The following is a 26,658-nucleotide window of genomic DNA, read 5'->3' on the forward strand; positions in this document are numbered from 1 at the left end:
AGACGAACTAAAGACACAATTAGCTAGAGATAAAGAGGAGAGTTGGGAGGTTTTGAAGTTTAGGTGAAATTTAATTCTTTGCAACCATAACTACAAAAAAAGCATCTCACTAATAATCACTTAAATACATTCTCCAATGAAACTCAAAATCACTTTATTTCTAATTATTATCTTACTTTCCAATTGTAAGAGTTCAGTAAAAATAACATCTAATTCCTCTGTTGATTCAGTTCAAATCTCTATGGATAGACATGCAAGTTCTTTGATTGATGACCCCAAAATTAGTTCTGCCTCAATTGGAATATACAAAGATGGTAAAAAATATACAGGACATTATGGAGAGTTAGATAAAGGTAAAGCTAATAAACCTACGGATAAAACTATCTATGAAATTGCTTCAGTAAGCAAAACTTTTATTGGTATTTTGGTAGCAAATGCAGTTGTTGAAGAAAAAATAAACCTAGAAGATGATATAAGAAAATATTTAAAAGAAGATTTTCCAAATTTTGAGTACGATGGAAAACCTATAAAAATTAAACATCTACTAACACATACGAGTGGAATGTCAAAATTTTTACCTGAAAGTATAAATGCTCTATTCTCTGACTTTAATGAAAGTTTACCATTTAAAGTTTATGAGATTCAAAAAAATTATAGTAAAAATGACTTTTTCTTAGATTTACATAAAATTAAATTAGATACTATTCCTGGCTCAACATACGAATACTCTAATGTTGATACAGAACTTATGGCAAAAATACTAGAAAATGTTTATAATAAATCATTTAATGAAATAGTAAAAGAATATTTTAGCAGTAAAGCTAATATGAAAAATACACAAATTAATCTTTCAGATGAGCAAAAATTTTATTTAGCTAATGGTTATGGAATGACAGGAAAACTTGTACCTCATGAAGTTGTCTTGTTTGGTGCTGATGGGGGAGTGAAAACAACAATGCCTGATTTGGTAAACTATATGGAACTCCAATTAGATACTTCTAATAGTATTGTTTTAGAAGCACATACTGTTCTTTATAAAAATGGAAATAGACAAATAGCTTATTATTTACCTATTCGAAATAGTGAAGAACACGCAACCTACTTTAGTATGCATGGAGGAGCTTTTGGAAGTCAAAATTGGTTATTTATTTTACCAGAATACGATTTAGGAATTTCTGTAATTACAAATCAAAGTGACCTTGAAACAGCAGATAAATTAATGAAAGTAGTTGAAGGATTGATTGAGGATTTGAAATAGTTTTAAAACATTTTTGATACAGCTATTTGTGATAAAAATCTGATATTACAGTTTGTGAAATTTTTGAGAGAAGAAGAAAAATATAATTCTTTAGACGAACTCAAAGCACAACTGGCTAGAGATAAGGAGGAGAGTTTGGAGGTTTTGAAGGTTTGATATTTTCAACGATTACTAAGGTTAGATTATCAATCCATTATAAACGTTTTAAATATTTATAGAAATTAGGTTAAAAATCTATTGATAAATGATACACCATCAATCTAAAATATTCTTGTTCGATTACAATTTAACTCAAGAAGGTTATAAAAACCTAGATTATAGTTTTACAAATAAAGCAATAGAAAATCAATATCTACATAAAATTATTGAAGCAGCAGAGAGAAATTGTATAAATATTGGTATTGATTTTAATCAACCTTGGGAAGAAATGGAGTTTGATGAACATCATTATCAAATTGAATATCTTTTTGTTGGAGAGTTATTAGCAGAAAATTCTATCTATATTCAAGATAATTCTATTGGAATCAACGTATATCATGAACCAAAATTTGGAATCAAAGAGTTTAAATCCAAACAAATATTGAATCTAACTTTAATACTTGAGAAATATAAGAAGAATTAAAAACTTTTGGAAACGTCCAAGAAATCGCAACTGAAATCAAACTAACAGAGAAACTAAAAAACATTTGTACTGAATTATATGAAGAAATAAATAAACAATAAAATTACACTTATTCATCTGAAAATATTTTGTACTATGACGATAAAAGATCTAAAACAGGCTATTCAAGAATCTTCCTTTTCTATGTATGAAGAATATATTAACTCTTTAATACTACCCTCTATTGAAATAGTTAAAAATAATTCTGAAATTAAGATAGCTTCTAGCAAACTAGGTGGTATTCCAGATATTCCATCTGATTTTGAATGTCCTCAACACAAGTATGGATATTATCGTTTTATAGCTCAGTTTAATCTAAAAGACATTTCTCAACCTTTTTCTCACCTTCCCAAAGAAGGACTTTTGAGTATTTTCATAGCAGATGATGAAGAAGGAGAGAACTTTTGGGGGGATGATGGATATGCTAAAGTTTATTTTTTTGATGATGAAAGCATATTAAACCCATGTACAAATCAATATTTTTCCAATCAACCTTCTATTTCAATAGACCTAAAAACTTCTATTGATATTCCTTTTAGAAATGAATTACTTAAAAAAAATCCTTTAAATATCAGTCAGTTAGATGAATTAAGTTATGATATAATGGAAAAATTAGATAAAAAGCTAAATTATCTACTTGGTTATCCCCTTTACTCATCATTAGCCTACGACCCAAGACCTGATGAAGATTGGACATCTTTGCTTACACTCTCCTCTATTGAGGAACTGAATTGGTGTTGGCATGATGGAGATTTTCTTATGCTATTTATTGAAAAAGAAAAACTCAAACAGAATGATTTTTCTTATATAAAATCTGACGCAGGATAGTCAAATCTACCTCCTCAAAATACACAAATACTCCATTGTTGCATTGGCTTTGTGTTCCATATTGCGTCTCTGTCGGCTTTGAAACGTTGGTATTCTATATAAAAAAACTTTGAAAAATCAATAACTCAAAATCTTAAATTCCACTCTACGATTGAGTTTTTTACTTTCCTCATCTCGTTTTCTTGTAATAGGATTTGTACTTCCATACGGACGAGTTTCGATGCGTTTTTTATCAATTTTTTTCTTAACTAAATAATCTTGAATGGCTTTTACTCGCAGTGCAGAAAGTTTCATATTCATAGTTGGTATTCCTTCAAGGTCTGTATGTCCTTCTACTTCAATAGTTATGGTAGGGTTTTCTAGCATAAATAAAACTAATCGGTCAAGTTCGGGATAAGACTCTGTCAATAATTCATTTGTACCTTGTCTAAAAAAGACATTATTCAAACGAATTTTTTGTCCTACTTCAATAGGAGTAAGATACAAATCTCTTTTTATTTCTTTATATACTTCATTTCCTGTGGCATCAATGTTTTCGCTTACCGAAACAAAACCTCTTGATTTTGCCAAGAAACCATAATTTGAATTTGGAGGAAGAGCAATTTTATAATTTCCTGTTTGTGGGTCTGCTTGAGCTGTTCCTGCATTTTCTCCTGATGGCAACATCTCATAAAAAATCTCTGCACCAATTGGTTCTTTCGTTTTGGAATTATAAACCGTTCCCGAAATAAGCAAAATAGGATCTGGACGAACTTCTACATGAAGTTTTGCACGATAAATATCCAATTCAGAAGCAGTAGTTTTGTTTGAATGTTTTGAAGATGCAAAATAGGCATATTCTCCACTTGCATCAATGGAATAACCTGCATCCCAACCTGCTGAATTTAAGACGTTTCCTAAGTTTAATGGCTCACTCCAATTTGCCCACGTATCATCTAATCTTCTACTTACATACATATCAAAACTTCCATAACCACTTCTTCCATCTGAAGCAAAATAAAGTGTCTTGTTATCTGAAGAAAGTGTAGGAGTAATTTCAGAAGCTGCCGAATTGAGCATAGAACCCATATTTTTTGGAACAGACCACGAATTATCTTTTTGTAGAAAGCTAACATACAAATCTCTTGAGCCAAAAGTGTCTTCTCTACGTATTGCCATAATCAAAACTTTTCGGTTTGGCGAAAGACAAATCTCTGCGTATTTATCAGTATTATAAAAATCTTTTATTTTTAAAGGCTCAGGATATGACCACGAACCATCAATCGTTTTATAAGAAATTGATGCGCCTTGTTCCATTTTTCCAGAAGGCAAATAAGCATTGGCAAGCAAAATAACATTTCCATCAGGTGTTACCGAACAAACATAATTATGCTGATTGTTATTGACAGGTTCACTTAATCGCTGCGCTTCACTCCAGACCGTATCTGAAATATGACGAGAAAACCAAACATCATCATTTTCTTTTCCTGCTGAGATAGAAGGTGTATTTTGTGGATGATCTTTTCTATCAAAAAAAAGTGTTTTTCCATCAGGAGAAATAATAGGCAAAATTTCACTATATGGAGAGTTTACAGTTCTTGGAAGACGTTCTGTTTCGTTAAAAGGAATATCTTTTGTAATATTTATTTCTGCTTTTATAGGAATATCACTTTCAGAAATTCCAATCGCATCAATATTATTCCAACCTCCAACATCAATTGTATTAAGTTTTATTTTTACAGATTTTACTTTGTAAGTAGTCTTTTGTTTTAGATAAATGTTGAGTAATTGTCCTTGTATAGGAGCTGGCTGAGTTCGCTGATTTTTATAAACTAAATGTCCTTTATCTTGCAAATCATAAAGAATAATTGCTGAAATTGCACCTGCACCAAAACTCTCAGCAATGGCAATTTGCTTTACAAAAATAGCTTTTTCAAAACCTACTTTTATCCATTCATCCTGACGAGCTTCTGGACGAGCTGGTGACCAAGCACACGGACTTTGCCAAATAGCAGGAAGAACATTAGGTTTGCCCAAAATTTGTTTTGCTGTGTTTTGAGTAGGATTATTTTCATCGAAATATTCAGAAGAAAAATCAATTACTTCGCTTGCCCAAAGAACGTTTGTATTCGTTTGTGCCTCTGATAGAGAAGGCAAAAAAAAGATTCCAAAAAAAAAGATAAACAAAGAAAAGCTGACTTTTCTTGAATAAGAAAAAAAATCAGCTAAAAAAATATCTAAAAAGTAAAGTGTTGATTGCATAGCACAAATATAGGCAAAGAATAGAGATAGAGAATAGAAATAAAAAGGTTAAAAATTATTTCCTTTTTTCTATTTTGATTAATCCCAATCTTGAGCCACAAATTTCATTCTTTTTCCGTCTTCCGAAGAAAGAGTTAAAAATTGACCTTCTAATTGGTAAGTTGTCATGTTAGAAATATTTTTTCCAAAGCTGGCTTCTAACTCCATATTTTCCTGACATGCCATTTTGGTCATTCCTGCTTGTGAAAAAGTTATATTGTTCTTATTTTCATTTTGTGCACTTGTAGAGACTGTGAAAAAAATACTATTACAACCCATAAAAGCATTTCCTTGGGCAATTCTTTTACCATCCAAGTCAGTCGTGATTTCTTTTAGTTTTGTAAGGTCTACTTTAGCTTTGGCTTTTATAAAGTCTTCTTTTGAAAAATTATTTCCATCATTTAGATTCATATCTGTCATCATCCAAACTCTAGCTAATTTTTGGTTGTCAGTAAGATTTGATGTTTTCTTATTGCTTTTACAGCTTGAAAATAAAATAGAAGTTGAAAAAATTAGGATAACAGATAAAAAAATTGATTTGATAAACATTGTTTGATTTAGTTTTAATGAAAAATAGTACTATTACTCATAAACTGATTTTTTCTACAGAATGTTTTTCACAAAAAAATAATCCCTACTATTTATGAAATAGTAAGGATTATTTTATATAAGATGCTTTCATAACAAATGAACAAATTTTAATAAAAATACAATAAATAAAACTGACTTTGTTCGCTGTTTTTTTGTCCTAAATTGATTCTAACTCAAACTATCAATACATAAATAACTATTAGTCAAATAAAATTGATTTGGTAGGTTAGACAGGATAAAATACAACTAGATAAATTTCATTTTATCTGACAAGTAAGCGAGAATGACGAATTATCGTGAAATAGATTTTGTAAAGGATACGAAAACAAATTTTACTTGTTTACTATATTAAATCAATGATACATTATCTGATTTCCTGTGTGCTTACTTTATTAGTTGAGACCTGAATTTAGAGCAAGAGAAATACATCTCAAGTTGAAATTAACAAATAAGTTGAGCAAATTTTCGGGGCTCTAAAGGTGAAACATAAGTAAAGATACAAATGAAGTTATTACTATCAATAAATTGAGTAAATAATAACTGATTGAAATGTTTTTTTGAAAATAAACTGTCTATCCTTTTTTTTATGTATGCTAAAACAAGAATCACAAATTACTAGACTTCAAAATTAAAACTAATGTGGTCGCTTTGATATGAAAGGTTAAAAGCAAAGTATTTGGCTTTCATTACTCTCCAAAGGAAATAATTGCATACTATAATATGCTGCATTATTATTTTGAACGTTTCATAAGAGTTTTGTTATCGTTTTATATGTTTTCTTATTCATATAAAATTAGAAACAGAAAATTATTTTTAAAAGATTCTTTAAAAGAATTTATGAATAATTATTTAAGCTATTCATAACTATATATACTTAGATTTTACCTAAGTCTTTTTACTACTAATTTTCTAACAAAACATCAAGTTATTCTATTTTTGCACAGATAAACTTTTTCTAAAAAACAAATCTGAATATTTTTTATACCATATAATTTTAATTGAAATTAAAAATACGAATAAAAATGAAGTAGGTTTTCTAAAACTAAAAAATCCCGATTGAATGATTTATATTAGAAAGAACTACATAAACTGAGAGTTACAATAATTTACTTTATATGTGTAGCAAAATTGTTTTGTACTATTACCTTTTCAAACAAATTTGAAGGTCTCAAAAGTAATACTACTTTAATTTAGATGAGATGAAACTTATCAACAATTTAGTAAGAGTTTCTAAAATAGATTAATGATTTTAATATATTTATTAGAAACAAATCTTAAAAGTAAATGATTTAATATTCTTTAAAAATCACCGTTTGTGTTTTTTAATTCTGTAACTTGATACAATATAGAAATTAAATTTTGATAATGCAAGTTTTTATGAAATTTTTTAAAATATTTATTAAGACTTTCCCTTTTCCTCTTCTTTAGCTTCTTCTTGTTTCATTTCTGCTTCTCTGATGAGTTTCTTTTTTTCAGTAACAAAATGTTCTACCTGCTTTTTCAAAACAGGAAGAGGAATATGTCCATTTTTTAATAAAATTTCATGAAACTCTTTAAGGTTAAAATTTTCTTCTAAGGCATCTTCTGTATACTCTCTTAAGTTATTGAAGTATATTTTCCCTATTTTATAAATGGTAGCTTGTGCAGGGCGAACTACTATTTTATCAACTTCATCTCTCATGTCTTCTCTAGGAAGTCCTGTATTTGCTACCAAAAAATCAATCGCTTCTTCTCTAGTCCATTGCTTTAGATGGATTCCCGTATCCACTACCAAAAGCGAAGTAATAAAAAGTTCATTCTGAATTTTTCCAATCTTGACATATAAGTCATCGTAGTAATTAATAGAATTCCTATTCTGTTCGGTCAGTAAATCAGCAAAATATCCCTCCCATCCTTCATAATAGACATCAAACTGCAAAACTTTTCTAAAAGTAGGTATGTCTGTAAGTTGTTGTTCGTACCAAGATTGTATATAACGTCCTCCTGCTTTTTCATATACCCAAACTGGAATCTTATTTTGAGGAATAGTTTCAGCATTTTTTAGATTAATATATAAGGCTGGGCGTGTTTTATCGTGTCCTCCATGAAACTCCAATAAAGGCGCACTATTTTCTAAAGGTAAAGGCACACGTACTAATTTAAGTGGGTCTTTGGGTTGATGCAAGAAGAAATTATCAAAAGCCTCAAAAGCAGAATCTGAGTAGTGCTGATAAGTGGCTAAATAATTTTTATCATTATTACCAATATTGAAATCAGTAGGCAAACGATTATTTATTTTAGCTAAATTTTTTGAAATAGAATCTTTTTGTGGGAAATTTAAGGAATCAAAAATACCTGTTAGTTCTTCTTTTAAATCACTAATTTCTCCTAATCCTCTAAAATGGTATTCTTCTGCCGACTCTTCTTGTGAAATATGAGCATGAACCATCAGCATTGTATTATAATACATGATTGCTGTTGCGCTATCATAGCCCAATTTCCAAACTCCAGCATCATTATTTGATAATTCAATTTCTTCTTCTAAATAATTTAATAGTTTTTGATAAGCAGGAAAAACATCATCTTCTATTATTTCTTTTGCTTCTACTTGTAGTTCATGTTTTGCAAGGGGCAAAATTCGGTCTGAATACTCTACTTTACGAGAAAAATCTCTATACAATACATTATATTCTACATTTCTAGCAATAAAATCTTTTGTTTCTTCGATTACACGCTCTAATATAAAGCGAGGAGGAATTACATTTGATTCTTTTCTTGATTGTAAAAGCTGAATAAGTTGGTCAAATTTATCATCAAATTTTGATAAACGTTCTAAATAGTCTTCTGCATCTCCAAGCGTTTCAATTTGATGTACCTCCATCATAAAACGAGGTAGCTCCACTTGAATGCCTGTAATATGATTTACAGGATATTCGTACTGACGGAAAGCATTTCTATAAATTTCTAATTCTAAATACCAGTCTAATATTTCAGTGGATAATAGTTCTTCTTCGTTTTGTTGGGAACGTTTGTAAGTTCTTAGCATCTCAAAATTGCGAACGATACTTTCTTCATAACGCCTATCACGTTCCTCATCAGAAATATCTGTCAAGAGGCTATTGTAATAAGTTATTCCATAATTGTCTAAAAGATGCAGACGACTCATAAGCTCTGGGTCATCTTGTCCATATTCTATAAACATGCGCTCATAAAATAGCTCAACACTAAAAGGTTTAAACCAAATTAGGTTACAGACCCAAATACTAAAAATAATAAATGAAAAAACAAACATACGTAAAATAACTTTTCCTATTTTTAGTTGTTCTAGGTAAGAAATTGTTTTATGACTTACATGAATCCATAACCTTCGCCACGCAAATTTAGTATGAACCACATCACCTCTACTCGCCATATTGAGCGTAGTATTTCTGCTGGGAATATTATGTTGAATATCTTCTTTGATCTCGACCATACATTATGGGATTTTGAGCAAAATTCTAAACAAACTTTATTTAGTTTGTATCAAAAGTATGAATTATCTGATAAAATTATTAATAATGAAAAAATAAGTTTTGACGATTTTTTGAAAGCCTTCCAAACTACGACTAAATTTCTTTGGAAACAACATCATGAAGGCTTGGTAGACAAAGTAAAGATAAGACAACGTCGTTTTACACATATCTTTGAAGAGCTACATAAAATGAAAAAGAAAGAAGAACTATTTGATAGAAATCTATACACTAATCTTTTGGAAGAATTAGAAAACGAATATCAATATAATTGTCCTCGTCAGCCCAATCTTTTACCTTTTGCTTTAGAAATGCTTACTTATTTGCAATCTAAAGGCTATCAACTTCATATCCTTACCAATGGTTTTGAGGAAAGCCAAAAACTAAAATTAGAACATTCAGGTATTTTACATTTTTTTAAAAATATTGTTACATCAGATTGTACAGGATTTACCAAACCTAATCCTATTATTTTCAATCATGCACTCGCTATCTCTAACGCTACACCTCAAAACTCTATTATGATTGGAGATAGTTTTGACGCTGATATTTTGGGCGCACGCTCTTTAGGAATGAAAACTATTTTTTATAATCCATTAAAAAAAACACCTCAACATTCTGTCGCTAGTTATGATATTGCTTGTTGGAGAGAAATTGAAGGTATTTTGTAAAAGGATAAGGCAAGAGTTTTTTAATTATCATTCTCCCTCTATTCTAAAGTGAAAACCCATAACTTATAATTTCAAATGAAAAAAATAAGTATTTTAATAGCTCTACGAAATGAAGAAAGAATAATTTTGTCTTGTTTAGAGAATTTAAAAAGGGCTATAAACGAGTTTTACCAAGGTGAAAAGAATAAAAATAATTTTGAAATAGAAATTCTACTTGGAGATGATAATTCTGATGATAAAAGCGCAGAAATTATAAATGAATTTATTAAGAAAAATCAGAATACAAATTATACCTATTTCAAAATTGATAAATTATTAAATAAAATAAATCAAAATAATCTGAAAGGCAAAGTAAATGTTATTTATCAATTAATTAATCAATCAGAAGGAGAAACGCTTATTTTGCTTGATGCTGATATTCTTGTAAACCAAAATTGGCTACAAGAATTAATAAAAAAATACTATCAAAAAGAGAGTATAAAAATGGTAATGGGAACGACAATTCCCAAGATTAATCAAGAATCATTTTTTACTAATTTTCAAACAATAGATTGGATTTTCGGACAGGGAGTTTTAGCTATTTTCTCAAAGTTAGGTTTTCCACAAACAGCAATGGGAAATAATCTTGCATTTGACAAAAAAATCTATCAAGAACTAGGAGGCTACGAAAACATTCAATTTTCAGTAACCGAAGATGTAGCTCTTTTTAAAGCCTTTCAAAATTATATAAATGGTCGTTGGTGGAGACAACAGCAAAAAAAACAAAATTGTCAGACACTTCAGAGTGTCAGACAAGTAAGCAATCCACAAAAAAATAAAAATCAATTTTTCCTTCAACTTTTCAATTCAAAATCTCTAGCTTTTACAGAAGCCGAACTCACTCTAAAAGATTGGATTTTGCAGCGTCATCGTTGGTTTTGTGGTGCCTGGCAGTTTTCTAATTTTATCAAAAAAGGACTTTTAATTACTTATTTGTTTCGAATTATTTTTTTTATAGGGATAGTAGTAGGAATATTTTTGGGTGGGAATAGTTATTTGATTCTAGCTGTTTTTACTATTTTGGGGATTAATTATTTATTAATTCTTTCATTTTTGGTAAAATTAAAGCTCAAAATTTCTTTGTCTATTTTTTTGCAAGTTTTTCTTTTTTGTCTACTAGAACAATTTTTATATCTCTTAGTAGGAATTCATTTTTTGAAAACTAAAAAAGTAAAATGGAAAGGGAGAGAGTTTTAGGATAAAATTGCTTATAACAAATCACATAATTTGCTTTTTTGCCAAAAAAAATAGCAAAAGATGTCATTTTGATAAATGAAAGTTAGGATTTTTAGTAAAAAAAACGGATTTTTAGTATTAACTTTAGTTTAGCTGTATCCTAGCTCAATTCTATCCAACTTACACATTCAACTCTTTCAATAAATTGGCTACAAATTCTACTTCAAAAAGAAACAATAGAAAATCTGTAAAATCATTAGACCCTTACAAAATGACTGAAATACTCAAACAAGGTGTTTTGGAAGGACTCATTCGTTTCGATGGAACAGGAACAGACCGTTATGTTTTTTATCCTCATCAATCTATGCGCTTACGTTGGGAACCTGAAGAAGAAGTCAGAGCATGGGCATATATAAAATTGGTGACTGAAAAAAAATACTCTCCTAGTAGAATAGCTTTTGAACGCAAAGTAAAGATGGGTTCTAGCTATAGATTTGTGGATATTGTGATTTTTTCAGATAATCAGCATCAAAACGATGAGGTAATTATAGAATGCAAACGTGCAGATGTAGGAAAAAGAGCATTTTTAGAAGCTGTTGAGCAAGGCAAGTCTTATGATAATCAACTCTATGGAAAATATGTTTGGGTTACTTCTCAAAAATTAAATACGTATTATAAAACCAAACCTGAAAAAAATGGAAGGCAATATATAGAAATCGATAATTTGCCTTCTTTTTCTACTTCTTCAAAGTTTACTGGAGCATTTAACGAAACTTTTTGGACAATAAAACACTCATTAAAAGCATTTTATAAAAACTATATTCTTCCTCAAACCAAAAAACCTTGGCTTTCTGATTTTTTGCTTTTCACCTTTGTATTTGTTTTTATTGGCTTTATGTTAAGTTGGTTTAATGCAAAAGTGCTGACCGCACAAATTGACAATCATACTCGTTGGCTTGTAAAAGAACATATTCATTATGGTCATTTGTATTGGTTTGTTCCAATTCTAACTACTTTAGTTATAATGTGGGGATTCAAACGCAAACTTTTCCCCAAACTGACAGAAAAAAGAACAGCAAGAAATCGTAAGAAAAAAGGTAAAAGTCTACCTTTTGTCTTCCATAATAAAGTTATTTTTGCTACACTTATTGTTGTTATCCCTTCGCTTGTTTTGAGTGAATTTTTATTTGGAACAGATGAATTGTGTCGCACCTGTTGTTCTGAATACTGGTATTGTTGGTGGAGTAGAAAACATTATTATAAAGTAGAAGAGTCATGGCGACTGATGAATTATTTTGTACCTTTTGTGATTGGTGTTCCTCTTCAAGCATTTATGATGGTGATTTTGAACTGGGTTTTTGAGGCTTTTTCTAGGGTAAGATAAGGTTTTATAAATCCTCAACGAAGGTTCAGACCTCGTTGACGGTTGAGCAAAAACGAATTTTTTGAATTAATTAAACTTTGAAATAATGAAAAAAAAATATTTTTTATATCTGTTTATTTTTGTGATTTTCTTGTCATCTTGTGAAGACACTAATTCTGAAAAAGAAACTACTACCTTCGAACAAGAAAAAGAACTTCAAGATGTTGCTTATGGAGACGACCCACAGCAAAAATACGATATTTATTTGCCCAAACAACGTAGTTCTGCTAAAACCAAAGTAGTTGTTTTAGTACACGGAGGAGCTTGGGTAGAAGGAGATAAGGCTGATATGAATGGAATTTATGATTATCTAAAAACTTTTGCACCTGAATATGCAGTCGTAAATATCAATTATAGACTAGCCAATTTCACTAGAGAACCTTTTCCTATGCAAATTGATGATATAAAAAGTATAGTTGAAGATTTAAAAAATAAAAGTCAAGAATACGGAATTTTGAATCAATATGCGTTTGTGGGAGTAAGTGCAGGAGCGCATTTATCCATGTTGTACAGTTATAAGTATGATACAGAAAATCAAGTAAAGGTAGTTTGTGATGTAGTAGGACCTACTGATTTTCTACATTCTTCCTACACGAATAGCCCAAATCCAGAAACTCAACAAATTGCTTTAGCAATACAACTTTTGACAGGAAAAACGGTTGAAAATGATGCTACTTATTTTGAAAATATTAGTCCAAAGTATGCTATTAATTCTCAATCTCCTCCTACTATTATGTTCTATGGTGGTATAGATAGATTAGTTCCTTTTCAACAAGGCGAAGTGTTAAAAGAAACTCTAAGTCAGTTTAATGTTACAAACGAATATTATATTTATCCAGAAGAGGGACATGGATTTAATGAAGCTAATATTTTAGATGCACTTGAAAAATCTACAGCCTTTATTCGTACTCATTTGAAATAAATATTATCTATAAAATGAACATACAAAGTCAAAAAAAAATATTATTTGTAGAAGACGATGCTACATTAGGTTTTGTAGTAAAAGACCACTTGAGTTTAGAAGGTTACCAAATTGAATGGATAAAAGATGGACAAACAGCCTTTGAAATTTTTGTAGAAAATAATTTTGACTTATGTATTTTTGATGTTATGCTTCCAAAACTAGATGGTTTTGAGTTAGCCAAAAAAGTAAGAGCAAAAAATAAAGACATTCCTATTCTTTTTCTGACTGCCAAATCTCTTCAAGAAGACCGTCTGCATGCACTCCGAATTGGTGCTGATGATTACCTTACAAAGCCTTTTAGCATAGAAGAGTTAGTTTTGAAAATAGAAATATTTTTAAGGCGTTCAGTTGGCTCTCAAGCTAATTCTGCTCAAAATTTTATTTCAGAAAATTCTACTATAGAATTAGGAAGTTATCTTTTTGATGTGAAAAATTTGTCTTTACTTTCTCCTTCTCAAAAAAAATATACCCTTACTTCAAGAGAAGCCGAATTATTAAATCTGTTTTGTCAGAATAAAGAACAAGTTTTGAGAAGAGAATTTATTCTAAACAAACTTTGGGGTGATGATGATTATTTTTTGGGAAGGAGTTTGGATGTTTTTATTTCAAGACTTCGCAAATATTTGAAAGAAGATGATACTATCCAAATAGAGAATATTCCTCGTGTTGGCTTCAAAATAACTCAGCGTAACTGATTGATATTGTGATTGTTTGATTCTTTTTTTAGTAAATTAGTGTTTTTTATGATAAAGTTACTCTAAAAATAAAATTTATGATTATTTTTAGCAAAAACATAAATTAAAACACTTAACTACTTATGAGAAACAAGAAATACTTACTTGAATTTTTAATAATTATTTTACTGCCTTGCTTTTTCAATTCAAATATATATGCACAATCAAATACTTGTGCAGGAGCTCCATTGCTTGATGTTTTGCCAAATTGTGCTAATCCTTCGTATTCAATAACTTTTCCAGCATTTACTCCTAGTGGAGAAACTATAAGTTGTGGAGGATTAGATGCAACTAACACAGTGAGAGATGGTTGGTTTTCTTTTCAAGGAAATGGAAATGATGTTACAATTGAAGCAACAACTAATAGAAATTTAGTCTTAGCAGTTTATTCAGGAGCTTGTGGGGCTTTAGTAGAAGAAAATTGTACAAATGCAGGAGGAGGAAATAATCAAACAGAAATATTAACTGTTCCTACCATAAATGGAGATATTTATTTTGTCCGACTCACACGTAGAGGAAATAATCTTGCAGCTACAAATTCAATGGATGGAAATATTTGTCTGTCATCTCCTCCAGCCAACGATGAATGTACAGGAGCTTTTGATTTAAATGTAGGACAGTTTGAATGTACTTTTGGAGAAATAACAAATACAGGAGGTACATATAGTAATACTTTTGGTGGTGACCCTTCATGTACTGCAGCAGGTGCTCAAGATGTTTGGTACAAATTTGTAGCTCCTGCTGGAGGGCAGGTTGTTATTGATACACAAGCAGGCTCTATTACAGACGCTGTAATGGAACTTTATCACGCTCCTGATGGAACTTGTGGCTCACTTGCCTCAGTAGATTGTGATGATGATGGGGGAGCTGGAACAATGCCAAGGATATTAGAATATAATTTAACAGGAGGAGATACATATTATTTACGTGTGTGGGAGTTTGGAGGAGGAGAAGGAACATTGGACATTTGTGTTCAAAATCAATATTCAGACTGTGATGTAAGTTTGCCTTTATGTAGTAGTTCCTCATTTAATACAAATAGTTTTGGCGAAGGTAATACAGATACTAATGTAGGGAATTGTTTCACAGGAAGTGATAATACAGAAAGACAATCTGTATGGGTAAATTTTGAGATACAAACTTCTGGTGATTTGCAATTTATTATTTCTCCACAAGTAGATTCGGATGATTATGATTTTATTTTATATAGAGATGAAGGTTCTTTTTGTACGAATATCAATGCAAATGGTACAGTAGTATCTTGTAACTATTCAGATGATGTAAGCCCAGGAGATACAGGAGCAAATGGAGGTAGTTCTAATTCACAAAATGCAGGAGGAACAAATATTAATGCAGATATTCCTGTATTAGCAGGAGAACGTTATTTTCTATTAATCAATAACTTTGAAAATTCTAGTTCAGGATTTGATCTTGATTTTACAGGAACAGCAGGACTAGATTGTGTTGTCTTGCCTTTAGAACTTACCGAATTTAGAGGAGAAAAAATAAAAGATCAAAATCTATTGCATTGGGCAACAGCTAGAGAATTCAATACCTCTCATTTTGAAATTGAAAGAAGTAATGATGCAATGGATTTTATAAACATTGGAGAGCTAAAATGTGGAAATAAAAAAAATGAAAATCAAATTTATCAGTATTGGGATAAAGAACCACAAATAGGAATCAATTATTATAGACTAAAGCAAGTAGATTTGGATGGCACTTTTACCTATACCAAGACCATATCCATTGATAATCAAGGCATAATTACAAATTTTGAGATTCATAAAATATATCCAAACCCTGCTCAAAATGCAATTAATTTTGTTTTTGCAGTTCCTGCTTCTAATTCAGAACTTCAAATAGAAATTTTTGATAACAATGGAGAGTCTGTTGTTGCAACTACTGAAAATTATCAAAAAGGAATTCAGAACTTTAATCAAAATCTATCTTCTTTTGTAAAAGGATTATATATTTTGAGAATTTCAAATCTAAAAACAGGACAAGTTTTGACAGAGAAATTCGTTAAAAAATAATTTTTTTTGAAGCTACTAAAAAGTGTAATTTGTTCAGGCATAGTGCAATACCTATTACTAGCTCTACGTTATTTTATATCATGAGGTCGCTTAATTATTAGAAAAATATGAAAAATAGAAACTACTTATTTTATTACTTAGCAATTACTTTACTGTTTTGCTTTTTCACTACAAATACAAATGCACAGTCTAATACTTGTGCTACTGCTACTTCCATTTCCCCTTCAACTACTTGTGTAGCTATTCCATTTTCTGTTCCTGGAAGTTTCACAAGGGATAATACTGTTGCAAACACATCATGTGTCACTAATGGTAATATTAGAGAAGACGGTTGGGTCTCTTTTGTAGCAAATTCTACTTCGACAACTGTAGCAGCAGCTAGTGCTAGAGACGTTGCCATAGCTGTTTATCAAGGTGGTTGTGGAGGTACACAGATAGCAGGTGCTTGTGCAGATGCTTTCGGTAATGGAGGAACAGAGTCAATGGTGATAACTACTGTAGTAGGAGTAACTTATTTGATAAGAATAATACGTTTTAATGATGGTAGTAGTGGAAATATGACTGGGAATATGTGTGTTTTTGGAGATCCACCACCACCACCACCAGCCAATGACGAATGTACAGGTGCTTTTGATTTACCTGTGGGGCAATTTGAGTGTACATTTTCTTCAATCACCAATGTAAATGCTACTTATAGTGGTTTGCCAAATCCTACTTGTGGAGGAGGAACGGGTTCTCAAGATGTGTGGTATAAATTTATTGCTCCTGCTGGAGGTCAAGCTGTTATAAATACACAAGCTGGCTCTATTACAGATAGTGGAATGGAATTGTATCGTTCAACAGATGGAACTTGTGGTACACTTACTTTTGTCGCTTGTGATGACAATAGTGGAACAGGAAATATGTCTCAAATATTAGAATATGGATTAGTAGGTGGAAATACCTATTATTTGAGAGTTTGGAGAAAAAATGGTGGAGAAGGAACAATGAATATTTGTGTTCAAAACCAATATTCAGATTGTGATGTCAGTTTTCCTTTATGTAGCAGTTCTTCTTTTAATACAAATAGTTTTGGTCCTGGTGCAGTAGATAGCAATATTGGAAATTGTTTTACAGGAGGGGTTGACGAAACAGAATTACAATCTATTTGGCTAAATTTTGAGATTCAAACTACTGGAACTCTAGGATTAATAATAGATTCTCAAAATCCAGGAGGAGATGACTATGATTTTAATCTTTTTCGTGCTAATACTTGTGCAGATGTAGTTGGAGGAAATAGTGTGTCTTGTAATGCTAGTTCTAGTACTGGAGCAGGAGGAACAACAGGTATAAGTACAGCAAACGGAGGAACAAATAACTCTCAACCACCTGGTCCAGGAAATCCTTTTAACAGTGATTTGAATGTAATTGCTGGAGAAAGATATTATATTGTAATTAATAACTTTAGTGCCACAGGTATTGGTTTTGACATTGGTTTTTCAGGAACAGCAGGCTTAGATTGTGTTGTCTTACCTTTAGAACTAACCGAATTTGGAGGCGAAAAAGTAAAAGAACAAAACTTATTGCATTGGGCAACAGCTAGAGAGTTTAATACTTCTCATTTTGAAATAGAAAGAAGTAGTGATGCAATGGATTTTATCAAAATTGGAGAATTGAAGTCTGGAAATAAAAAAATGGAAAATCAACTCTATCAGTATTGGGATGCTGAACCACAGATAGGAATAAACTATTATAGATTGAAACAAGTAGATTTGGATGGAACATTTACTTATACCAAAACAATAGCCATTGATAATCAAGGTATAATTACAAGTTTTGAGATTCAAAAGATGTATCCAAATCCTGCTCAAAACTCAATTAATTTTGTTTTTGCAGTTCCTTCTTCTAATTCAGAACTTCAAATAGAAATTTTTGATAGCAATGGAAAGTCTGTTGTTGCAACTACTGAAAGTTATCAAAAAGGAATTCAGAATTTTAATCAAAACCTATCTAACTTTTCGAAAGGATTATATATCTTGAGAGTTTCTAATGTACAGACAGGAGAGGTTTTGACAAAGAAATTTATTAAAAAATAATTTCTAATACTTTAATTCATAATTACTCCTATGGAATGAGAAATAAATAAACTACACAACTTTTTAATTAAAAGTTTAGTTAGTTGTTTGTATTCATTTACCATTAATAATTTACCATTTCTATGCAACCTTTTCATTTAGCTATTCCTGTCATTGATTTAGAAAAATGCCGTCAATTTTATAGAGATGTCTTGGGATGTTCGGAAGGACGAAGTGATACACATTGGGTAGACTTTAATTTTTTTGGTCATCAGCTTGTTATTCATCAAAAACCACAAAGTGAATTTGTAGCAGAAAAAACAGCTTCGAATCCTGTGGATGGACATGATGTGCCTGTTCCTCATTTTGGAGTGGTCTTGGAGTGGGATACTTGGGAAGAACTTTCTGCAAAATTAAAATCTCAAAATATAAAGTTTGTTATTGAACCTTATTTGCGTTTTGAAGGAAAAGTAGGCGAACAAGCAACTATGTTTTTTTTAGATCCAGAAAATAATGCTTTAGAGTTTAAAGCCTTTAAAAATATAGACCAACTCTTTGCAAAGTAATAGGTGAGAGTCTTAACAGTCTGTTCGAAAACAAAAAGCCATATTCTTAAAATAGAATGTGGCTTTTTGAACTAACGATAATCTTTTTATTTTCAGTGTGTTATATTTCTAGCAAGCTGAATATTCAATATGGGGTAGTTTGTTTTTATTACCTACACAAATTACTAATTTTGTGTCTTGTTCTACCTTATTTTTAAAGCTACATTGACACGCCAAACGCTCATTTTCTTTTAGCTTTTCTAATGCAAAAAAGTTCTTTTCTACACTACCTTTTGGTGTAAGATTTTCGCCACCTTCTTTAATAATCATTTTGCAAGTTGTGCATTTTCCTTTTCCTCCACAAGAGTGCAGCCAGTCTATTTGCTCATCTAAAATGTTTTGTAACAAACTTTTTTTTGTGTCTGCCGAAAATTCTACGGCGTTCATGTTCTGAATTGTAATTTTTGGCATTGTTGGCAATATTTTGGAAATTAAGAAACTAAATTTAAAAACAGAATAAGAAAAAAATGTTTTGTATACTATTTGAAAAATAATAGCTCTAGGTAGCTTCATTATTTAGCCTATTAAAATGAAATAGAGTTCAAATTGTTTTTGTATTTTTAGATAAAATTTTAGATTTAACTCTCAAAAATTATAAAACTAAAGTTTTTAAAGAAATTATTTAAAAAAAGTCTTTGAAAAATACATCAAAATAAGGTATTAATTATCATTTTTACGAACTTGCAATTTAAAGTAAAAAGTTAATATATCTAAAACTCAAAAAATAGAATTCAATCCATCAAAAAATAATATCCAAACCCAATTACTAATAAAATTATGGCAAGTAAATTAAATAATAACGCTGTTCTGGCTTATGCTGAATCATTTGCTAAAGCCGTTTGTTCGGAGTTTTTTGCAAAACATCAGCGCATAACAGGTTCTCAACTTACAGATTTTTGTGGAATCAAACAGGTAAATTTATTTATTATCAAAATACTTTTCGAAAACTGGCAAGCTGATAATTCTAAAATCAAAAGTCCATTTTTTGATTATGAAAATCCAGAAATTAAGGCTCTCTTAGAGAAACTTATGAATATGCTTTCTAGAAATATTTCTATTGATGAGTCCACTTTCGAAAAATTAGTTACACAATCTGTTGCTGATACCATTCAATTACTTTTAGCTCCTTATGTTTTTTATGAGCAAGAAGTTCAGAAATTAGCAAAAAATGGTGCTACAATCCGTATTAATGAAGAATTCAAACCTGCTTTAAAATATGTCAAAACACATAAAGTTTTGTTTGAGCAGATTGTAAAAGGACTAGAAGAAAAAAGTGATGCTGGAATGATTTCGGTCACAAAAGCAATTGATACAATTGGAAATATTGTAGATAATAATGTAGAATATGATGATCCAAAGACTGTTTTGCGTCAATTAGGAGATATTGTACCTCTTAAAATTCAAGAGTTTGTAACATTTACTGACCAAGCAAAGCAACCTGAAAAAGTAGAAGAAAAAGCTCCTGAACCTGTTATTGAAAAAAATATTCAAAAGGAAGAAGCTAAAAGTTTTTTTGATACTTCCTTTGAAGAAGAAACCGAAAAGAGTAATAACTTTGCTCCCTCTGAAGTAATGCATATAGAAAAGAAAATAGAAAAGTCAGTAGAGCCAGTAGAGAGAAAAATACAAGAAAGTCCAAAGGAAGATGCTCCATTGTTCAAATCCTATAAACGTGAGGAAGTAGCTGAAGAAAAAAATAGTTATGCTGCACCCTATTTTATGAGCGAAGAGAACAAAAATACTAGACCAGTAACAGCTACAAATGTAATTTCTAAACCAATTGAGGAAGCTAAAGCTACTACTTTTGCTGATAAATATACTACAGGTGCTGATGCTGATGCACCTACTTTTGCAGAGCGTTTTGCTCCTTCTGGAAAGACGATAAAGGAACTCATTACACTTAATCAAAAATTTCTTTTTACTAAGAAATTATTTGGTAATAATCAAGATGAGTTAGAAGATGCACTTACAGGAATTGATCGTTGTGCTACACATAAAGAGGCAATTATGTTCTTGAAAAATAATTATATTATGAAATATGATTGGAATTTTCAGAATGATGAAGTAAAAGAGTTTTGGGAATTAGTAGAACTTCGCTTCTAAACAGTATAAATATAGATTTTAGTATGTTTATGTAAAAGTCATTAGCAAAATTATTTTGTTGGTGACTTTTTTTGTGGGCTTAGAAAGCATTAAAACAAAAAGATATACAAGCCGTTAGCAGAACATCAAGAATGAAATCATTATATAAAACCATTAACTAACTAAAAATATGTTTGGCTTATTTAAGAAAAAAGACCCAATTCAAGCAAAAATTGATAAATTAACAGAAATATATAAAAAAAACATAGAAGAAGCCTTCAAACTTTCTCGTTCAGACAGAAAAGCCAGTGACCTCAAGACTGCTGAAGCTGACCAAATACTAAAACAAATAGAGGAGTTGAAAAAATCTCAACAGGGATAATTAAATAATTTTTTACTCATTTTTTTATATAAGTAAAAATTAGCTACTTTGTAGATTGAAAACACATATAATTTGTTTTCAATTCTTCCCTTGATTTAAGAGATAAAACAAAGTCCTCTTTTTATGACATATAAATTAGCAATTATTGGTTTGGGTTATGTAGGATTGCCTTTGGCGGTTGAGTTTGGTAAAAAATATACTACTATTGGTTTTGATATTAATAAAAAACGTATTGACGAACTCAAAAAAGGATATGACCGAACTCTTGAAGTAAATACTGAGGAATTAAAAGAGTCCCACCAACTTTCTTTTACTGCTAGTGTTGAAAAGCTCAAAGAAGCTACAATTTATATTGTAACTGTTCCCACACCTGTTGATTTGTATAAAAAGCCTGATTTAAAACCTATTCTTTCAGCTTCAAAAACAGTAGGAAAGGTTCTTAAAAAGGGTGACATTGTAGTCTATGAATCAACAGTCTATCCTGGATGTACAGAAGAAGATTGTGTGCCTATTTTAGAGAAAGAAAGTGGACTTAAGTTTAATAAAGATTTCTTTTGTGGATATTCTCCTGAGCGCATCAACCCTGGTGACAAAGAACATACAATTTCTAAAATCAAAAAAGTAGTGAGTGGGAGCACTCCAAAAATTGCTCAAGAACTCAATATACTTTATGGCTCAATTATCACAGCAGGAACACATCTTGCCTCTTCCATCAAAGTAGCCGAAGCATCAAAAGTTATAGAAAATGCACAACGAGATTTGAATATTGCTTTTGTCAATGAACTAGCACTTATTTTTGATAAAATGGACATTGACACACTAGAGGTTTTGGAAGCTGCAGGTACAAAATGGAATTTCTTACCCTTTAGACCTGGGTTAGTAGGTGGACATTGTATAGGAGTAGATCCTTATTATTTGACTTACAAAGCTGAAAGTTTAGGGTATCATCCAGAAGTGATTTTGGCAGGAAGAAGAATCAATGATACTATGGGCGTTTTTGTAGCTGCAAAAGTGGTAAAGCTAATGATTCAACGAAGTAGTAGTGTAAAAGGGGCACGAATTTTAGTTTTAGGAATTACTTTTAAGGAAAATTGTCCTGATATTAGAAACTCAAGAGTAATTGATGTAATCAGAGAATTTCAAGATTTTGGTGCAAATGTAGAAGTTCATGATCCTTGGGCAGATGCAATCGAAGTAAAACATGAATATAATCTTGATCTGATAAAAGAACCTACTAATAATTATGATGCTATCGTTTTGGCTGTTTCTCACAAAGAGTTTGAATCATTAGATTTTGAAAATCTAAAACATGAAAAGACAGTGATTTATGATATTAAAGGAAAGTTTGATAAATCGAAAGTAACGGCTAGACTTTAAAATTTAGAGTGTGTAATACATATATTGGTATCTAGCGATAGAGACAATAAGTTTTAATGTGAAAGTTGTGTCTTTTTTGACCTAGCATTAATCTCACTAAAGAAAAGGATTTAATGAAAATGTACCATAATTAAATTCTTAGTCTATATTTTTCAGCTGTACTCTAATCAGAAAAAAATAAATATTTTACCTCAAAACCTTGAGTATGAATGCTCATTTTTAGAAACTAAAGACATAATAATTATCTACAATATATATATGATAATACTTAGTCGATAGGCTTGTTTTTTAATTAAAAATGAGGTAATTTACAAACAGGTTTTATGAAATTTTTGTAACTATGATTTACTTTAGAAAAAAAATTAGAAAAGTTATATTTCAATTTTAATATAAACTTATTATGTAAATAATAACCTTTTAAGTTTAAATAATGAATTTAGTTTTGATATATTTGTTTGAGAAAATAGTGCTAGGTTTATAAACATTATAATACTTTACTCAAACTTAGCTAAATACTAAATTTTTGTTCCTAAATTTAAAAGTAATTAAAAGTGTAAGAATACTATACTAACTCCTAGTTCATAAGTTATACGATTTTTTTGAAACGTTTTTTTATTTGTCTACTTTAAAACACCTTTTTATGAATTACTTTTCTAGTTATTTATCTTGTAAAAGATATTGGATTTTGACTTTATTTTTACTCATAACTACCTCAACAAGTTTTGCTCAAGTAAATTATTCTGCTAATATAACAAGTACTTCTTGTGCAGGAGGATCTACAGGAGCTATTGATTTGGTAGTAACAGGGTTAACTGGACCTACCACATACTCATGGAACACAGTACCAACAACTTCAGAAATATCTACTAATCAAGATATTTCTAGCTTAGAAGTAGGAGAGTATGAAGTTACTATTACAGATGCAGGCACTGATTATACTGCTAGATATGCTGTAGGATCTACATTAACTTGGACTGGAGAGGTAGGTTTTACTGTCAATGGAAATAATCAATTAGTTAAAGCTGGTACTACAGCATGGAATACTAAGGCATTTTCCAATGAGCAAATCACAGGTAATGGTGGTATTGTCTTGACAGTAACTGCTACTAACAAAAGGTATATGATGGGACTTTCACCTGATCAAGGAGCAACAGGTTTTGCTAGTATCGACTATGCTCTTTATTTAGGTAGTGGTCAAGCCGAAGTATATGAGTCTGGGTCAAGTAAAGGTTCATTTGGCTCTTTTCAAATTGGAGATATTTTCAAGGTAGAACGTATTGGAACTACAGTTGAGTATTCTAAAAATGGAGTTGTATTTAGAACTGTTACTACTGGTGTACCTACTGGTGGTTTGATAGCTGATGTATCATCTTATGATCCTGCTACCCTTCCTCAAGTACAGTTTACTTGTTCAACTACTCCTCCAGTTATTCCTCCAACTTATTCTGCCAACATAACTGGTACAAGCTGTGGTGCTAGTACAGGAGCAATTACTTTAACTTTAAATGACTTTAGTGGAGCACAAACGTATTCATGGACTAGAGTACCATCAGATGGAGAAATATCTACTAATAAAGATATCTCTAATTTGACAGTAGGAGAGTATGAAGTTACTATTACAGATTTAGGTATCGATTATACAAGTAGCTATTTTGTAGGTGCTACATTAACTTGGACTGGAGAGGTAGGTTTTACTGTCAATGGAAATAATCAATTAGTTAAAGCTGGTACTACAGCATGGAATACTAAGGCATTTTCCAATGAGCAAATCACAGGTGATGGTGGTATTGTCTTGACAGCAACTGCTACTAACAAAAGGTATATGATGGGACTTTCACCTGATCAAGGAGCAACAGGTTTTGCTAGTATCGACTATGCTCTTTATTTAGGTAGTGGTCAAGCTGAAGTATATGAGTCTGGGTCAAGTAAAGGTTCATTTGGCTCTTTTCAAATTGGAGATATTTTCAAGGTAGAACGTATTGGAACTACAGTTGAGTATTCTAAAAATGGAGTTGTATTTAGAACTGTTACTACTGGTGTACCTACTGGTGGTTTGATAGCTGATGTATCATCTTATGATCCTGCTACTCTTCCAAAAATAGAATTTACTTGTCCAGTTATAGTAACTCCTCCAACTTATTTTGCTAGAATAACTGGAGCAAGTTGTGCAGGAACATCTACTGGTGAGATAGAACTAGTAGTGACAGGAGGCAGTGGTAGTGCAACTTATTCATGGTCTCCAGGAGGAGCTACTACATCAACTATTTCTGGACTTTCAGCAGGAGAATATACAGTTACTATTACTGATAATGGTGTTGACTATACAGCTACTTATGAAGTAGGATATGATTTAACTTGGAATGCATCAGACTTAACCCAATTTACTGTAAATGCAAATAAAGAGCTTGTTAAATCAGCAACTACAGGTTGGACAAGTAAAGCATTTTCAGAAGAAAAGGTTACAGGTAACGGAGGTATAGCATTTACTGCATCAGATTCTGAATCATATAACTATATGGTTGGGCTTTCCTATAATAAGGGAAGAGTAGGTTTTAATCAGATTCGTTTTGCTATTTACCTTACTAATGCGGGAAGTTTTGTAGTTTATGAAAATGGACTTTTATATGGTGGTGATGGTTCTTTTGGTACTTATGATATAGGAGATATTTTCAGCATAGAGCGTACAGGAACAACTCTTGTTTACTCTAAAAATGGAGTGGCATTTAGAACAGTTCCTGGAGTCACAACAGGCGATTTAATAGTGGATGTTTCAGCATATACTAGTGGTACTATTATTCCTCAAATACAATTTATAACTTGTCCTATAACTTTAGAAGTTAGTTCTATTACTTCTAATAATTGTCCTACTGATGGAATGGGTGCTGCAACAACAACTTTATTGGGTGAGACAGGTATTACTAGTTATTTATGGTCAGGAGTAGGAGCAGAAACTACTCCTAATGTTTCAAATAAGAATACAGGTATTTACTCTGTTACAGCTTCTGGAACATATGGCTCTCGTACCAAATATGTGGCTATTGGTTACTCTATTGGTATTGACAATGCAGTAGATATAGGTTTATCAAATAATATCTTCACTAAAGTAAGTGCTACTTCAAGTTGGACAAGTGGAGCTACTTCAACACAAGAGATTGCAAGTAACAATGATGGATGGGTAAGTAATACTATTGTTGATAACAAAACTTACTATATGGTAGGGTTAGCAACTCCTAATACAGTAGCATCTTATACATCTATTAATTATGCGTGGTATTTTGTAGCTAATTCAAGTGCTGTTCCAAGTTATAATTACCAAAGTGGTACACCAGTTCCTTATCAAAAAGGAGATGTATTTACGGTAGCAAGAGAAGGTAGCCAAATGAAATTTTATAAAAATGGAGTTGTTGTGCAAGAATATGCTATTGATGAGAGCGAAACCTTAGTAGCTGATGTAGCTATTTATTCAGCATCAGGAAATACAGGTCAGGTACAAACATCTTTTTGTGAAACTTCTGGTAGAATAGCATCTAAAGTAGCTAATCAAAATCAAGTAGATTTGAATGAAAAATTAACAGCTTATCCAAATCCAAGTAACGGAAAAGTAACTGTAGCTTGGACAAACCAAGAAGTTAAAGGAGCAGTAACTCTTCGTCTGATGGATGTATTGGGTAGAGTTATTGAAGTACAAGAGCAAAATAAAGAAGGTGCAAATTTAGAAACTACCTTTAATTTACAAAATCAAAAAGTAGGTGTCTATTTTATAGAAGTTATTTCTAACAAACAAACTAAAGTTCTCAGAGTTGTTAGAAACTAATTTATAGCATAACTTATAAATAAGTACAAAAAAGCCTTCATTTATGACATGAAGGCTTTTTTTATAACTAGACAAGTAGTTAAAAAAATAGAACAAGATGTTTTTACAGTGACTTAAGCGCAACTTAATTCAAGCTACATCATGATTCTAGTATTTCTTAGGCTGAGAATGACGTAGTCCTCAGCGAACCTCAAC

The 26,658-nt window shown here is 30.9% G+C and carries 20 protein-coding genes; 16 read left to right on the forward strand and 4 right to left on the reverse strand.

The features are described 5' to 3' along the window. Window positions 1-136 precede the first annotated feature (136 nt). From V9L05_RS12130 to V9L05_RS12145, 4 genes are all read left to right on the forward strand, one after another. Entirely contained in the window at window positions 137-1,258 is a 1,122-nt protein-coding gene (locus V9L05_RS12130; RefSeq protein WP_338812147.1) for a serine hydrolase domain-containing protein, read from the forward strand. A gap of 54 nt (window positions 1,259-1,312) precedes the next feature. Then, window positions 1,313-1,414: a riboflavin kinase gene (locus V9L05_RS12135; RefSeq protein WP_338812148.1), complete on the forward strand. Its 102-nt coding sequence runs from the start codon at window positions 1,313-1,315 to the stop codon at window positions 1,412-1,414. A 115-nt stretch (window positions 1,415-1,529) separates the two neighbouring features. Further along, window positions 1,530-1,880, forward strand: a complete 351-nt coding sequence (locus tag V9L05_RS12140; protein ID WP_338812149.1) for a hypothetical protein — start codon at window positions 1,530-1,532, stop codon at window positions 1,878-1,880. Window positions 1,881-2,015: 135 nt separating this feature from the next. Then, a complete protein-coding gene (locus tag V9L05_RS12145; protein ID WP_338812150.1) occupies window positions 2,016-2,747 on the forward strand; it encodes a YwqG family protein in 732 nt (243 codons plus the stop codon). 117 nt (window positions 2,748-2,864) lie between these two features. Here V9L05_RS12145 and V9L05_RS12150 read toward each other — a convergent pair whose 3' ends face one another. The 3 genes from V9L05_RS12150 to V9L05_RS12160 form a co-directional block, all read right to left on the reverse strand. After that, window positions 2,865-4,988 (reverse strand): OmpA family protein, encoded by a 2,124-nt coding sequence (locus V9L05_RS12150; protein WP_338812151.1) that lies wholly within the window; start codon window positions 4,986-4,988, stop codon window positions 2,865-2,867. 78 nt (window positions 4,989-5,066) lie between these two features. Beyond that, window positions 5,067-5,576, reverse strand: a complete 510-nt coding sequence (locus V9L05_RS12155) for an META domain-containing protein (protein ID WP_338792983.1) — start codon at window positions 5,574-5,576, stop codon at window positions 5,067-5,069. Between the two features lie 1,441 nt (window positions 5,577-7,017). Continuing rightward, the gene (locus V9L05_RS12160; protein WP_338812152.1) at window positions 7,018-9,069 is read right to left on the reverse strand and encodes a DUF885 domain-containing protein; all 2,052 of its coding nucleotides are present in this window, start codon (window positions 9,067-9,069) and stop codon (window positions 7,018-7,020) included. On the opposite strand from V9L05_RS12160, the gene V9L05_RS12165 reads away from it, so the two are divergent. The 8 genes from V9L05_RS12165 (at window position 9,040) to V9L05_RS12200 (ending at window position 18,769) form a co-directional block, all read left to right on the forward strand. Beyond that, on the forward strand, window positions 9,040-9,777 hold the full coding sequence (locus V9L05_RS12165; protein ID WP_338812153.1) for a YjjG family noncanonical pyrimidine nucleotidase: 738 nt from the start codon (window positions 9,040-9,042) through the stop codon (window positions 9,775-9,777). The two genes, V9L05_RS12160 and V9L05_RS12165, sit on opposite strands and share 30 nt — an antisense overlap. Window positions 9,778-9,852: 75 nt before the next feature. Then, window positions 9,853-11,013 (forward strand): glycosyltransferase, encoded by a 1,161-nt coding sequence (locus V9L05_RS12170; RefSeq protein WP_338812154.1) that lies wholly within the window; start codon window positions 9,853-9,855, stop codon window positions 11,011-11,013. 184 nt (window positions 11,014-11,197) lie between these two features. Next, window positions 11,198-12,376 carry a type I restriction enzyme HsdR N-terminal domain-containing protein gene (locus V9L05_RS12175; protein WP_338812155.1) on the forward strand — a complete coding sequence of 393 codons (1,179 nt, stop codon included), beginning with the start codon at window positions 11,198-11,200 and terminating at the stop codon, window positions 12,374-12,376. Window positions 12,377-12,461: 85 nt separating this feature from the next. Next, a complete protein-coding gene (locus V9L05_RS12180) occupies window positions 12,462-13,337 on the forward strand; it encodes an alpha/beta hydrolase (protein ID WP_338812157.1) in 876 nt (291 codons plus the stop codon). A gap of 14 nt (window positions 13,338-13,351) precedes the next feature. After that, the gene (locus V9L05_RS12185; RefSeq protein ID WP_338812158.1) at window positions 13,352-14,074 is read left to right on the forward strand and encodes a response regulator transcription factor; all 723 of its coding nucleotides are present in this window, start codon (window positions 13,352-13,354) and stop codon (window positions 14,072-14,074) included. Between the two features lie 122 nt (window positions 14,075-14,196). Then, entirely contained in the window at window positions 14,197-16,149 is a 1,953-nt protein-coding gene (locus V9L05_RS12190; protein ID WP_338812160.1) for a T9SS type A sorting domain-containing protein, read from the forward strand. Window positions 16,150-16,256: 107 nt separating this feature from the next. Then, window positions 16,257-18,224 (forward strand): T9SS type A sorting domain-containing protein, encoded by a 1,968-nt coding sequence (locus V9L05_RS12195; protein WP_338812161.1) that lies wholly within the window; start codon window positions 16,257-16,259, stop codon window positions 18,222-18,224. 122 nt (window positions 18,225-18,346) lie between these two features. Further along, window positions 18,347-18,769: a VOC family protein gene (locus V9L05_RS12200; RefSeq protein WP_338792974.1), complete on the forward strand. Its 423-nt coding sequence runs from the start codon at window positions 18,347-18,349 to the stop codon at window positions 18,767-18,769. 108 nt (window positions 18,770-18,877) lie between these two features. Here the strand turns inward: V9L05_RS12200 and V9L05_RS12205 are convergent, their stop codons facing one another. Next, complete coding sequence (locus V9L05_RS12205; RefSeq protein WP_338812162.1) at window positions 18,878-19,219, reverse strand: 2Fe-2S iron-sulfur cluster-binding protein; 342 nt, start codon at window positions 19,217-19,219, stop codon at window positions 18,878-18,880. Window positions 19,220-19,585: 366 nt separating this feature from the next. Between V9L05_RS12205 and V9L05_RS12210 the strand changes: the two genes are divergently transcribed. The 4 genes from V9L05_RS12210 (at window position 19,586) to V9L05_RS12225 (ending at window position 26,463) form a co-directional block, all read left to right on the forward strand. Then, on the forward strand, window positions 19,586-20,911 hold the full coding sequence (locus tag V9L05_RS12210; RefSeq protein WP_338812163.1) for a hypothetical protein: 1,326 nt from the start codon (window positions 19,586-19,588) through the stop codon (window positions 20,909-20,911). A gap of 169 nt (window positions 20,912-21,080) precedes the next feature. Beyond that, on the forward strand, window positions 21,081-21,272 hold the full coding sequence (locus V9L05_RS12215; protein WP_338812164.1) for a Lacal_2735 family protein: 192 nt from the start codon (window positions 21,081-21,083) through the stop codon (window positions 21,270-21,272). A gap of 123 nt (window positions 21,273-21,395) precedes the next feature. Further along, a complete protein-coding gene (locus V9L05_RS12220; RefSeq protein WP_338792970.1) occupies window positions 21,396-22,649 on the forward strand; it encodes a nucleotide sugar dehydrogenase in 1,254 nt (417 codons plus the stop codon). Window positions 22,650-23,289: 640 nt separating this feature from the next. Next, entirely contained in the window at window positions 23,290-26,463 is a 3,174-nt protein-coding gene (locus V9L05_RS12225) for a T9SS type A sorting domain-containing protein (RefSeq protein WP_338792969.1), read from the forward strand. The last annotated feature ends 195 nt before the right edge of the window (window positions 26,464-26,658 follow it).

It is taken from the genome of Bernardetia sp. Wsw4-3y2, from assembly GCF_037126295.1.
GTDB lineage: Bacteria > Bacteroidota > Bacteroidia > Cytophagales > Bernardetiaceae > Bernardetia.

Bases quoted from the DNA above. Each gene is read 5' to 3' on its own strand.
- V9L05_RS12130 (WP_338812147.1), top strand. From the start codon at position 137: ATGAAACTCAAAATCACTTTATTTCTAATTATTATCTTACTTTCCAAT.
- V9L05_RS12145 (WP_338812150.1), top strand. From the start codon at position 2,016: ATGACGATAAAAGATCTAAAACAGGCTATTCAAGAATCTTCCTTTTCT.
- V9L05_RS12150 (WP_338812151.1), bottom strand. From the start codon at position 4,988: ATGCAATCAACACTTTACTTTTTAGATATTTTTTTAGCTGATTTTTTT.
- V9L05_RS12155 (WP_338792983.1), bottom strand. From the start codon at position 5,576: ATGTTTATCAAATCAATTTTTTTATCTGTTATCCTAATTTTTTCAACT.
- V9L05_RS12165 (WP_338812153.1), top strand. From the start codon at position 9,040: ATGTTGAATATCTTCTTTGATCTCGACCATACATTATGGGATTTTGAG.
- V9L05_RS12160 (WP_338812152.1), bottom strand. From the start codon at position 9,069: ATGGTCGAGATCAAAGAAGATATTCAACATAATATTCCCAGCAGAAAT.
- V9L05_RS12170 (WP_338812154.1), top strand. From the start codon at position 9,853: ATGAAAAAAATAAGTATTTTAATAGCTCTACGAAATGAAGAAAGAATA.
- V9L05_RS12180 (WP_338812157.1), top strand. From the start codon at position 12,462: ATGAAAAAAAAATATTTTTTATATCTGTTTATTTTTGTGATTTTCTTG.
- V9L05_RS12185 (WP_338812158.1), top strand. From the start codon at position 13,352: ATGAACATACAAAGTCAAAAAAAAATATTATTTGTAGAAGACGATGCT.
- V9L05_RS12190 (WP_338812160.1), top strand. From the start codon at position 14,197: ATGAGAAACAAGAAATACTTACTTGAATTTTTAATAATTATTTTACTG.
- V9L05_RS12195 (WP_338812161.1), top strand. From the start codon at position 16,257: ATGAAAAATAGAAACTACTTATTTTATTACTTAGCAATTACTTTACTG.
- V9L05_RS12200 (WP_338792974.1), top strand. From the start codon at position 18,347: ATGCAACCTTTTCATTTAGCTATTCCTGTCATTGATTTAGAAAAATGC.
- V9L05_RS12205 (WP_338812162.1), bottom strand. From the start codon at position 19,219: ATGCCAAAAATTACAATTCAGAACATGAACGCCGTAGAATTTTCGGCA.
- V9L05_RS12210 (WP_338812163.1), top strand. From the start codon at position 19,586: ATGGCAAGTAAATTAAATAATAACGCTGTTCTGGCTTATGCTGAATCA.
- V9L05_RS12215 (WP_338812164.1), top strand. From the start codon at position 21,081: ATGTTTGGCTTATTTAAGAAAAAAGACCCAATTCAAGCAAAAATTGAT.
- V9L05_RS12220 (WP_338792970.1), top strand. From the start codon at position 21,396: ATGACATATAAATTAGCAATTATTGGTTTGGGTTATGTAGGATTGCCT.
- V9L05_RS12225 (WP_338792969.1), top strand. From the start codon at position 23,290: ATGAATTACTTTTCTAGTTATTTATCTTGTAAAAGATATTGGATTTTG.